At 63.6% G+C, this 11,791-nt stretch carries 10 protein-coding genes; 8 read left to right on the top strand and 2 right to left on the bottom strand.

The window, feature by feature from the left end:
• Positions 1-71 precede the first annotated feature (71 nt).
• The 7 genes from MHZ97_RS06835 (at position 72) to MHZ97_RS06805 (ending at position 8,818) form a co-directional block, all read left to right on the top strand.
• Positions 72-1,688: an ABC transporter substrate-binding protein gene (locus MHZ97_RS06835; RefSeq protein WP_103796807.1), complete on the top strand. Its 1,617-nt coding sequence runs from the start codon at positions 72-74 to the stop codon at positions 1,686-1,688.
• 173 nt (positions 1,689-1,861) lie between these two features.
• Positions 1,862-2,386, top strand: coding sequence for a GNAT family N-acetyltransferase (locus MHZ97_RS06830; protein ID WP_103796808.1), 525 nt, complete (start codon positions 1,862-1,864; stop codon positions 2,384-2,386).
• Between the two features lie 39 nt (positions 2,387-2,425).
• Complete coding sequence (locus MHZ97_RS06825) at positions 2,426-4,039, top strand: ABC transporter substrate-binding protein (protein WP_239313918.1); 1,614 nt, start codon at positions 2,426-2,428, stop codon at positions 4,037-4,039.
• Positions 4,040-4,051: 12 nt separating this feature from the next.
• Positions 4,052-5,041, top strand: coding sequence for an ABC transporter permease (locus tag MHZ97_RS06820; RefSeq protein WP_239313921.1), 990 nt, complete (start codon positions 4,052-4,054; stop codon positions 5,039-5,041).
• Entirely contained in the window at positions 5,041-5,874 is an 834-nt protein-coding gene (locus MHZ97_RS06815) for an ABC transporter permease (RefSeq protein ID WP_103796811.1), read from the top strand. Before MHZ97_RS06820 ends, MHZ97_RS06815 begins: the two co-directional genes overlap by 1 nt.
• Entirely contained in the window at positions 5,871-7,472 is a 1,602-nt protein-coding gene (locus MHZ97_RS06810; protein ID WP_103796812.1) for an ABC transporter ATP-binding protein, read from the top strand. The genes MHZ97_RS06815 and MHZ97_RS06810 overlap by 4 nt, the downstream gene beginning before the upstream one ends.
• Positions 7,473-7,483: 11 nt before the next feature.
• Positions 7,484-8,818, top strand: coding sequence for an LLM class flavin-dependent oxidoreductase (locus tag MHZ97_RS06805; protein WP_103796813.1), 1,335 nt, complete (start codon positions 7,484-7,486; stop codon positions 8,816-8,818).
• 1 nt (position 8,819) lies between these two features.
• On the opposite strand, the gene MHZ97_RS06800 is transcribed toward MHZ97_RS06805, so the two are convergent.
• Positions 8,820-9,578 (bottom strand): phosphate/phosphite/phosphonate ABC transporter substrate-binding protein, encoded by a 759-nt coding sequence (locus tag MHZ97_RS06800; protein ID WP_239313924.1) that lies wholly within the window; start codon positions 9,576-9,578, stop codon positions 8,820-8,822.
• Positions 9,484-10,542, bottom strand: coding sequence for a fatty acid desaturase (locus tag MHZ97_RS06795; RefSeq protein ID WP_239313944.1), 1,059 nt, complete (start codon positions 10,540-10,542; stop codon positions 9,484-9,486). The genes MHZ97_RS06800 and MHZ97_RS06795 overlap by 95 nt, the downstream gene beginning before the upstream one ends.
• Positions 10,543-10,752: 210 nt before the next feature.
• On the opposite strand from MHZ97_RS06795, the gene MHZ97_RS06790 reads away from it, so the two are divergent.
• Positions 10,753-11,775, top strand: coding sequence for an LLM class flavin-dependent oxidoreductase (locus MHZ97_RS06790; RefSeq protein ID WP_103796816.1), 1,023 nt, complete (start codon positions 10,753-10,755; stop codon positions 11,773-11,775).
• The last annotated feature ends 16 nt before the right edge of the window (positions 11,776-11,791 follow it).

Raw genomic sequence — 11,791 nt, 5'->3', positions numbered from 1 at the left:
ATCATTTCGCGGCTCGACTCTTTGCGCGCGTCGCTGGCGCGCACCTTTCTACTCTTGCGGACAAGGACACTATGAACGCCAATTCTCTGCACCGCGCGCTGGGCGCGATCTGCCTGCTGGGCCACGTCGCCGCCGTCTCCGCTGCCGAAACGCCGCGAGCGGGCGGCAGCTTTACCGTCGGCGTTGAAACCGAACCCAATACCTTTAACCCGCAGCTCAACGGACAGGCCAAGGCCGATGTCACGCTGCGCAACGTCTGGGAGTCGCTGCTGGCGCGCCAGCCCGACGGCAGCTTCGTTCCCTGGCTGGCGCAGAGCTATCAGGCCAGCCCGGACGGCAGCCAGTATCGCTTTACGCTGCGCCGCGACGTGCTCTTTTCCAACGGCGAAAAGCTGGATGCGCAGGCGGTGGCGGAGAATTTCCGCCATACCCAGGATGCGCGATATTGCGCGGGAACCAGCCTGTGCATGATGGGGGCGCGCATCAGCAGCATCGAAACGCCAGACGACTTTACGGTGGTGATCACCCTGAAGCAGGGCTACACGCCGTTTCTCTCGTTCGCCGCCGCGCTGGAGATCCTCGCGCCCGCCAGCTGGCGGTCGGCGCAGCTCAAGTCAGGCGGCAAGGAGATAGCCGGCACCGGCCCCTTTATTCTCGACAGCTATGAGAAGGGCCAGCAGGTGACCTTCGTGCGCAACCCGCACTATCGCTGGGCGCCCGCCACGGCAAAACATCAGGGGCCGGCGTATCTCGATCGCGTCACCTATCGCTTTTTGCCGGAATCCTCGGTGCGCACCGGCGCGCTGCTCTCCGGCCAGCTCGACGCCATTGAGGGCATCTCCGGCAACGACGCGGGCGAATTTAAAGACAACGGCGACTTCACCTTTCAGCATGCGCTCAATACCGGTACGCCGTACTCGCTCTATCTCAACGTCGACTATGGCCCGACGCAGGATGTCCGCGTGCGTCAGGCGATCGTCAGCGGGCTTGATATCGATCCGCTGCTGAAATCGGTCTATCGCGGCGAACGCACGCGCGGCTGGGGCATTACCTCGCCGGTTGAACCGCTCTACGACAAGGCGCTGGAGGGCAAATATGGCAACCAGCCGGAGGCCGCTAACCGGCTGCTGGACGAGGCGGGCTGGGCCACGCGCGACAGCGAAGGTTTTCGCAGTAAAGCGGGCCAGCGGCTGAGCATTGAGGTAATCCAGGCGCAGGCGACGGTGCGCGACCAGCGCGACGTGCTGCTGCAGGCGATTCAGGCGCAGGCGCGGCAGCGGCTTGGCGTTGATTTCAGGCTGCGCTACGTCGATTCCGGCACCTATGCCGAGGTGCGCAACAGCGGCAGGTTCGGCGCGATTGCCAACTCCAATACCGAAACCGACGGTATCGATATTGAAAATCACTACCGGCCCATCAGCCAGGGCGGGGCGATCAACTACAGCCGGGTCAATGATGCGCAGATCAACGCGCTGCTGGATAAAGCCGCCAGCACGCTGGACGTCGCGCAGCGCCGTCAGGCTTACAGCGAACTGCAAAACCGCGCGCTGCGCCAGCTGGCGCTGGCGGTGCCGCTCTATCAGCCGGAAGATCAGATCGCCGCCGCGCGCTATGTCCACGGCTATGGCTTCCGCAGCTTTAAGCAGATGCCGGAAAACGCCTATGAGGTCTGGCTAAGCGATCGTTAATTCACGCCAGGCTTAGATAAAGTTGTTATTTCAATATGCGCCTGGCGCAATTATTCCCGCGCCATGCCGGGGCGGATTCCCATATTCAACAAAACGATTGTCATTATTGTCGGTTTACATTCTTCGCGCCGGATTTTAATAATTTCCCGGTAATTAATCGAGAGAGCGAAAATATGAGTCAATCCGTTCAGGTGGCAAAATCCGACGATGCAGAAGAGATCTTCGCCCTGCTGCAGCGCGCCTACGCCTCGCTGCTGGAGCAGGATATCCATTTCACCATTACGCAGGGCAACGTGAGCCAGGTGCGTCAGACCATCGAGCGCGAAACCGTGCTGGTGTTGCGCAAGTGGCAGCGGGCGGTTGCCACGGTGACGGTGCGCTTTCCCTGGACTCAGGAGGCGAACGCGCCGTCGCAGCTGCCGTTTATTCACTGGTTCGCCGTCGATCCCGATTTTAAAGGCCAGGGCTATGGCCGTGAAATAATCAGCTGGGCGGAGGATCATTTATTAAAAGAGACGTTAAAAGCGCCGGGCGTTTATCTGGCCACCGCAGTCAAACATCCGTGGCTGAGTGAATTATATCAGCGCCGCGGCTATCAGCCTTTTTATCATCGCACTAATCCGCTGGGTGAAGCGCTGGTGTTTCTGAAAAAGGAATTTCAGCCTGAAGTCGCCACCGAAATTGCTCGCTCGGCCTGATTTTTATAATAAAACGCACCTGCATTTAATAAGGACAATATGAAAAAGATTTTTACCCTGGCGCTGGGTTTCACCTCTCTGTTGGGAAGCGCATCACCTCTGCTGGCCGCTGACGCGCCGCACAGCGGCGGCAGTTTGACGGTTGGCGTCGAGACCGAACCTACCACCTTTAACCCGCAGCTCAACGGCCAGGACAAAGCAGAGATCACCCTGCGTAATTTCTGGGAATCGCTGCTGGCGCGCCGCCCCGACGGCAGCTTTGTGCCCTGGCTGGCGGAGAGTTATCAGATCAGCCCGGACGGCAAAACGCTGCGCTTTACGCTGCGCCACGACGTCACCTTCTCCAACGGCGAAAAGCTGAACGCCCAGGCGGTAGCGGAGAATTTCCGCCATACCCAGGATGCCCGATATTGCGCGGGCACCAGCCTGTGTCTGATGGGCACCCATATCGCCAGCATTGAGACGCCGGACGACACCACTGTGGTGATTAATCTCAACGCCACCTATTCGCCGTTCCTGTCGTTCGCCGCCGGGCTGCAGATCCTTGCGCCCGCCAGCTGGCAGTCGACGCAGCTCAAGTCGGGCGGCAAAGAGATTGCAGGCACCGGGCCGTTTATTCTTGACAGCTACGAGAAGGGGCAGCAGGTCACCTTCGTGCGAAACCCGAACTACCGCTGGGCGCCCGCCACGGCGAAGCACCAGGGACCGGCCTATCTTGAGCGCGTCACCTACCGGTTCCTGCCGGAATCTTCGGTGCGCACCGGCGCGCTGCTCTCCGGCCAGGTGGACGCCATCGAAGGCATCTCCGGCAACGACGCGGGCGAATTTAAAGACAACGGCGACTTCACCTACCAGCACGCGCTCAATACCGGCACGCCATATTCGCTGTTCCTTAACGTCGACTATGGCCCGACGCAGGATGTGCGCGTGCGCCAGGCGCTGCTGCAGGGGCTGGAGATCGATCCGCTGCTGAAATCGGTCTATCGCGGCGAACGCACCCGCGCGTGGGGCATCACCTCGCCGGTCGATCCGCTGTATGACAAGGCGCTGGAGGGCAAATATGGCAATCAGCCAGACGCCGCCAACAGGCTGCTGGATGAGGCGGGCTGGAGCGCGCGCGACAGCGAAGGATTCCGCACCAAAGCGGGCCAGCGGCTGCGCATCGAGCTGATCCAGGCGCAGGCAACGGTGCGCGACCAGCGCGACGTGCTGCTGCAGGCGATTCAGGCGCAGGCGCGCCAGCGGCTCGGCGTCGACCTGAAACTCAACTATGTCGATTCCGGCACCTACACCGAGGTGCGCGCCAGCGGCAAGTTCGGCACCATCGCCAACTCCAATACGCCTACCGACGGCGTCGATATAGAAAACCACTACCGGCCGATCAAACAGGGCGGCGCTATCAACTACAGCCGCGTTAACGATGCGCAGATCAACGCGCTGCTCGATAAGGCCGCCGGCACGCTGGATATCGCCCAGCGCCGTCAGGCCTATAGCGATCTGCAAACGCGGGCGCTGACCGAGCTTGCGCTGGCGCTGCCGCTCTACGAGCCGGAAGACCAGCTTGCCACGGCCAGCTACGTGCACGGCTACGGCTTCCGCAGCTACAAACAGATGCCGGAAAGCGTTTACGACGTCTGGCTTAGCGAACACTAACAGGAGGCGAGGATGAGTCTGGAGAGCATCGCAACCCGCGCGCCGCGTAAGCCGACGCCCTCATTCTGGCGCAATGCGCTGGCGCGGCGCATTGCCGGGCGGCTGTCTGGCGGCGTGCTGGTGCTGTGGGCGGCCGTTACGCTGGCGTTTCTCGGCGTGCATCTGGCGCCGGGCGACATTGTGAGCCTGCTGATTGGCGAACAGGTGCGCACGGCGGCCATTGAGGCGGCGATCCGCGCCGAATGGGGGCTGAACGAACCTTTGTGGCTGCAATATCTGCACTATTTATGGCGCGTGCTGCACGGCGATTTCGGGCGCTCCTACATCCTTAATACCGAGGTGAGCCATCTGCTGGCAACGCAGCTGTGGCCCACCATCAAGCTGACGCTGGCGGCGCTGCTGGTGAGCATTCTCTTCGCCGTGGCGGTGGCGGTCAGCACCGCGCATCGCCGCTGGGGCCGCCGCGCGGCCAACGCGGTGGAGCTGCTGCTGGCTTCGACGCCGTCGTTCTGGATGGGCATCGTGCTGCTGTTTGTTTTCAGCTTTACGCTGCGCTGGTTCCCGGTGGCGGGCGACCGCACGCTCTCGGCGCTGGTGCTGCCTGCGCTGGCGCTGGGACTGGCGCAGGGCGCGGTGGTGGCCCAGCTGCTGCGGCGCGAGCTGGAGCGCGCGCTGGATGCTCCCTTTACCCTGACGCTGCGCGCCTGGGGCGTCGGCGAAACCACTATTCGTTTGCGCCACGCGCTGCGCCATGCCGCCTTGCCCGCCGTCACCCTGACCGGCTGGCTGGTGGGCGGCCTGCTGAGCGGTGCGGTGATCACTGAGCAGGTGTTTGGCCGGCCCGGACTTGGCAAGCTGACGGTCGACGCGGTGCTGGCGAAAGATCTGCCGGTGGTGCTGGCGGTCGCCATTTTATCGGCGTTGATCTACGTGGTGATGAGCACGCTGGTGGACATTCTGGCGCTGTGGATCGATCCGCGCCTGCGTGGGGAGAACCAATAATGCAAGCCATTCTGCAACGCGTTTCCTTTGCGCTGCCCGCCGCGGTATGGGCAGCGATCGGCTTTCTGTTTCTGCTGCTACTGGCGGTGGTCGCCCCGCAGTGGCTGGCGCACAGCGATCCGCTGCTGGCCGACCCGCTCAACGCTCAGCTACCGCCGTCTGCACAGCACTGGCTTGGGACCGATCAGCTTGGACGCGACCTGCTGACGCGAGTGATCTACGGCAGCCGCTATTCGCTGCTGATCAGCGTGGCGGCGATGGCGCTGGCGGTGCTGTTCGGCACGCTGCTGGGGCTGGCCGCCGCGCTCGCCCGCGGCATCGTCGACGAGCTGCTGAGCCGCGCGGTAGACGTGATCTCCGCCTTTCCCGATCTGCTGCTGGCGCTGATGCTGATCGCCTTTACCGGGCCAGGCACCAGCAATTTGATTATCGCGCTCGGGGTGGCGTCGGTGCCGCGCTTTGCCCGCGTGGTGCGCGCGCAAACCTGGCGCGTGATGACCTCCGGCTACGTTGAGCAGGCGCGCACCTTCGGCCTGTCGCGCTCCACGCTGATCCTGCGCCATATTCTGCCGCACGCCATTGCGCAGGTACCTGCGCTGGCGACGCTGGGGCTGGGCACCGCCATTATCGGCGCCGCCGGGCTGAGCTTTCTCGGCATGGGGCCGCAGCCGCCGACCGCGGAATGGGGGCTGATGCTGGCGGAAGGACGTAACTATCTGCGCAACGCCTGGTGGATCGCCGTTTGGCCCGGCCTGTTTATCACCCTGACGGTGATCGCCGTCAACACGCTGGGCCGCTACTGGCAGGCGCGTTTTGAAGGAGGCGAAGCATGAACCCGGTTATCGACATTCAGAATCTCTCGATCCGTTTTGGCCCGCACTACGTGGTGAAAAACCTCGACCTGCAGGTGCAGCCGGGCGAATCGGTGGCGCTGGTAGGGGAGTCCGGCTCCGGCAAAACCCTGACGGCGCGCAGCCTCTCTGGGCTGTTGCCAGAAGGGGCGACGCTCAGCGCCGATCGCTTTGTTATCGACGGGCGCGATATGCGCCAGGCCGGGCGCGAGGCGTGGCGCGCGCTGCGCGGGCGACGCATCGGCTACGTATTACAGGACGCGCTGGTTTCGCTCGATCCGCTGCGCCGTATCGGGCAGCAGCTGGCGGATGCGCTTCGCGCCGCCGGACAGCGCGGCGCGCTGGAGGCGCAAAGTATCCGGCTGTTGCAGGCCGCAGGCATTAGCGACGCGGAAAGCCGGCTGGCGCGCTACCCGCACCAGCTTTCCGGCGGGCAGCGCCAGCGCGCCTTGATCGCCGCCGCGCTGGCGGCCAGCCCGGCGCTGCTGATTGCCGATGAGCCGACCACGGCGCTTGATATGACGGTGCAGCGGCAGATCCTGCAGCTGCTGGCGCAGCGACGCCGCGACGGTCACGCGTTGCTGCTGATCAGCCACGATCTGGCGGTGGTGTCTGAGCTGGCGGATCGCGTGCTGGTGATGCGCGACGGCGAAGTCGTGGAGCAGGGCCGCAGTGAGCTGCTGCTGGCACAGCCGCAGCATCCCTGGACGCAGCGGCTGCTGCACGCGGTGCCGACGCCCGCCACGCGCGGCCTGCGCCTGAGCGCGACCGAGCCAACGCCGCTGCCGCCGCGTCCGCAGCCCGGCAACGCGCCGCTGCTGGAGGCGATCGGTCTCAACAAGACCTACGGCGATCGTCAGGTATTGAACAATATTCACTTCCGCCTGCATTCGGGCGAAACCCTCGGCGTGGTGGGCGAATCTGGCTCGGGCAAAACCTCGCTGGTGAAAGTGGTGATGGGGCTGACCGAGCCGGACAGCGGCACGCTGCTGCTGGAGGGCAGTCGCTGGGATCGTCTCCATGAGAAGGCGCGCCGCGCACGACGGGCGCGCCTGCAGCTGATTGCTCAGGACCCGTATAGCTCCTTCGATCCGCGCTACACCGTGGAGAAGATTATTGGCGAAAGCCTCGACAGCGCGGGCATTTTCGGCGATGCGCGTCGCCAGCGCGTGCGTCAGCTGCTGGATGAGGTGCAGCTCGGCGACCGTTTCCTCGACCGCTATCCGCAGCAGCTCTCCGGCGGCCAGCGCCAGCGCGTCGCCATCGCGCGCGCCTTTGCGCCCAATCCTGCGCTGCTGGTGGCGGATGAGCCAGTCAGCGCGCTCGACGTGTCAGTGCAGGCGCAGGTGCTGGATCTGCTGGCCGATATGCAGGCCGAGCACGGCACCGCACTGCTGTTTATTTCTCACGACCTCGGCGTTATCCAGCATCTCGCCGATCGCGTGCTGGTGATGCAAAACGGTCAGGTGGTCGAGAGCGGCGATCTGCGTCAGGTGTTCGACGCGCCGCAGCATCCCTGGACGCAAAAACTGTTACAGGCCTTGCCAGTGCTTCCCGCCTGGCGGCCCGCCGTCGCATAAAGGAGATAACAATGAGTCAGACACAACGCCAGCTGCGGCTGGGCGCTATTATTCAGGGCGCATCCGGCAATATGTCCGCCTGGCGTCACCCCGACGCGGTGGCCGATGCCAGCATCAACGTTGATTACGTCCTGGATCTGGCGCGCAAGGCGGAGCAGGCGAAAATCGACTTTCTGTTCGTTGCTGACGGCCTCTACATTACGCCGCAGTCGATTCCCCATTTTCTTAACCGCTTCGAGCCGATTACGCTGCTGTCGGCGCTGTCGCTGGTCACCAAAAATATTGGGCTGGTGGCGACACTCTCTACCTCCTACAGCGAGCCATTTACCGTGGCGCGCCAGTTCGCCAGCCTCGATCACCTCAGCGGCGGCCGCGCTGGCTGGAACGTGGTGACCTCGCCGCTAGAAGGCTCGGCGAAGAATTTCTCACGCGCCAGCCATCCAGAGCATGACGAGCGCTATCGCGTCGCCAGCGAATATCTTGACGTGGTGAAAGGGCTGTGGGACTCGTGGGAGGCGGACGCATTTGTGCGCGACAAGGCGAGCGGCCAGTTCTTCGACGCCGACAAGCTGCACACGCTGAACCATAAAGGCAAATACTTCTCGGTGCAGGGGCCGCTTAACGTTGGCCGTTCGCCGCAGGGCCGTCCGGTGGTGTTCCAGGCGGGCGCGTCGGAAGCGGGCAAAGCCTTTGCCGCTGAGGCCGCCGACGCGATATATACCCGACAGAACTCGCCGGAGCAGGCGCGCGAGTTTCGCGAAGACGTGCGCCGTCGGCTGGTGGCGCGCGGCCGGAGCGCCGACGATATTCGCGTGTTTCAGGGCATCAGCGTCATTATTGGCGACAGCCAGGCCGACGCGGAGCGCCGCTATCAGCAGACTGCGGAACTGGTCACGCTCGAAAAGGCGCTGGCGTATCTCGGCCGCTACTTCGAACACCATGACTTCAGCCAGTACGATGTCGACGCGCCGTTCCCGGAGATTGGCGATCTTGGCGAAAATAGCTTTCGCAGCACCACCGACGCCATTAAGCGCAATGCGCGTGCGCGCGGCCTGACGCTGCGCCAGGCGGCACTGGAAGAGGCGACACCGCGTCCGACCTTCCTCGGCACCGCGCAGCAGGTGGCGGACGGCCTGGCGGAGTGGTTCCTCAGCGGGGCGGCTGACGGTTTTGTGGTGCGCGGCGGCACGCCGACGGCGTTCGACGATTTTGTCGCACAGGTGATCCCGCTGTTGCAGGCGCGCGGCATCTATCGTCAGGCGTATGAAGGCGCGACGCTGCGCGAAAATCTCGGGCTGGCCGAGCCGGAAAACCAGTTTGCCGGGCGCCGCCAGCAGGTCGCCTGAATCACAGGGCCGTCACGCCGAGCGCGGCGGCCTGCTCCTCCCAGCTAATTATCTGCTGATACGCCGCGCGATCCGGCAGGGTAAAGCCGGTAATAAAGCTGTCGCGCGCCGCTTTCTTCTTAACAAACTGCGCCAGTACGCGGCGCAGCGTCGCCAGCGTCCTGGCATCCGTCTGCGCAGACGTAATCAGCGGCGGCGCGGGGCAGAGCGGCGTTTCGCCGACAATTGCCAGCCCCGCCAGCTCGTGCGCGGCATAACGCCGCAGCAGCGCCCAGGTGACACAGTCAATCGCCGCAATATCCGCTCTCCCGTCGCGCAGATACGCCAGCGACCGGCGGTGGCTGCCGCTTAAATGGGCGGTGCTGAAAAAGCGTCCTCTCTGCGCCAGCGGCGCGATAAGGTAGCGCAGCGCGTTATAGCCGGAGTGGGAGTCGAGGCTGTTAGCCACCGCGCGGCGGCCGCGGAAATCGGCCAGCGCGCTGTTTTCATCTTCCTCGCGCGCCACCAGCCAGCTGCGGTAGCACGCGCCGCGACAGCCCGGCGCGCTAAGCTCAAACGCCCCGACCAGCTGCACATCAGGCAGCTGCGTCATCAGCGGATAGCCGCAGGTCTGGCTCAGCAGCAGATCGCCGGCGCGCCAGTGCGCCAGCAAATCCTCTGGCCATTCAACATCCGCCCCTGACAGCTGCGCCAGCGTTGCCGTTAGCGCCTGGGTGTGCGGACGGTGGATGTCGTACATCGGTAGCGAAAGCCGTTTCATGCGGGCGATCCTGTTGTCTGCCCGGATGGGCGTTAACGTTAACGGGCGTGGTGGCGAAGCGCCTGGCCCATTCGCCGTAGCCTGCCGCGCGAAAACCCCGGTTGCGCTGGTAATAGTCATCGCGCCACAGCAGATAGACCCTGCGCAGACCATACCACGGCAGGCCGGGCAGGTCGTGATGCACCGCGTGATAGTTAAGATTAAGAAACAGCAGGCGCCACGCCCAGCCCGCCTCGTTATTGACCGATCGCGCCAGCGGATCGGCATCGGCGCGGTGTTCGTAGAAGGAGCGCACCTTGGTCAGCATCAGCGCGGGATAGCTTACCGCCAGCACAAACAGGAGCGGCGAAAAGCCTTGGCGCGCCATCCAGAGAAACAGGCCCGCCAGCAGCGCCAGATGGATCGCCCACATGGCGATAGCGCGCCACTCAGCGCGCCATACCGCCCGCAGCAGCGACTGAAGCGCCGCGTAAATATCGAGTAGCGGCCCCAGCAGCAGGCGGCCGGGAAAGGTATTGCGCAGGTGGATCCCCTGGCGCTGCCAGGGCCGCAGCTGCGCCCAGCGCGCGGGCGACAGATACCAGGTTTCAGGATCCTCATCGGGCTCTGTCAGGCTGTGGTTGCGGTGGTGCGCCAGATGCGAGTCACGATAAAGCCCGTAGGGATACCACACCGCCAGCGGCAGCGTGCCGAACAGCTGGTTCAGACGCGGAAAGCGCGTCGGGTGGCCGTGGATCAGCTCATGCTGTAGCGACAGATACCAGCTGGTGAAGAGGATCAGCAAACCTGTGGCGGGCCAGAGGCCCAGCGTCCGCCAGTGCGCCAGCGTGGCGAACCAGCCGCCGTAAATGGTTATCAGCAGCAGCCAGGTCGGCAGCTCGCTGCGCCACAGCCAGCTTCTCTGCCACTGATGGATGTGCGCGCGCTGCTGCGCATGAAGCCAGTCGGACGATCCTCTTGTCATAGCAACCTGCCACAGTTGACGGAATTCAGCACAACATGCGCGAAGGCATTAAAAAAGAGAAAGATCCTGTGCGACTTACTTATGTCGAAAAACTTGATGATACGGTTGAAAACTATTGGCTATCAGTGCGGACGCGGCTGACGTAACCTTTGTTTATCGAATCTTATCTCTCACGCAGGGGCAAAAACGGCCTGCGAAAGGAACTGAATTATGAAAAACATTGGCTTCTTATCTTTTGGTCACTGGACGCCCTCTTCACAGTCCGCCACCCGCTCTGCGCAGGACGTGCTGCTGCAGTCCATCGATCTGGCGGTTGCGGCTGAAGAGCTGGGCGCGGACGGCGCCTACTTCCGCGTGCACCACTTTGCGCGTCAGCTCAGCTCGCCGTTCCCGCTGCTGGCGGCGGTCGGGGCGCGCACCAGCAAAATTGAGATCGGCACTGGCGTTATCGATATGCGCTACGAAAACCCGCTCTATATGGCAGAAGACGCCGGCGCGGCGGACCTGATCGCCAACGGCCGTCTGCAGCTCGGCATTAGCCGCGGCTCGCCGGAGCAGGTGGTGGAGGGCTATCGCTACTTCGGCTATGCGCCGCAGGAGGGCGAAACCGACGCCGATATGGGCCGCCGTCATACGGAAGCCTTTTTAGAGGTGCTGCGCGGCGAAGGTTTTGCCAAACCCAATCCGCAGCCGATGTTTCCGAACCCGCCGGGTCTGCTGCGCCTGGAGCCGTTCTCAGAAGGGCTGCGCGATCGCATCTGGTGGGGTTCCGGCTCCAACGCCACCGCCGAGTGGGCGGCGAAAATGGGCATGAACCTGCAAAGCTCGACGCTGAAAGATGATGAGACGGGCGAGCCGTTCCACGTTCAGCAGGCGAAACAGATTCGCGCCTACCGCGAAGCCTGGAAAGCGGCGGGGCACAAGCGCGAGCCGCGCGTGTCGGTCAGCCGCAGCATCTTTGCGCTGGTGAACGATATGGACCGCGCCTATTTTGGCCGCAGCGGCCAGGATCAGGATTCCGTCGGCTTCCTCGATGAGAAAACGCGCGCCATTTTCGGCCGCAGCTACGCGGCGGAGCCGGAAGTGCTGATCAAGCAGCTGGCGCAGGATGAAGCCATTGCCGAAGCGGACACGCTGCTGCTGACGGTGCCGAACCAGCTTGGCGTTGCCTACAACGCGCACGTTATCGAAGCGATTCTAAAATATGTCGCGCCGGAATTAGGCTGGCGCTAAGCATGAAAACGGCGGC

The organism is Pantoea sp. ACRSC, assembly GCF_022346785.1.
Taxonomy (GTDB): Bacteria; Pseudomonadota; Gammaproteobacteria; order Enterobacterales; family Enterobacteriaceae; genus Pantoea; species Pantoea alvi.
The sequence above is the reverse complement of the archived record's forward strand: the minus strand, read 5'-3'. Positions and strand labels throughout refer to the sequence as shown.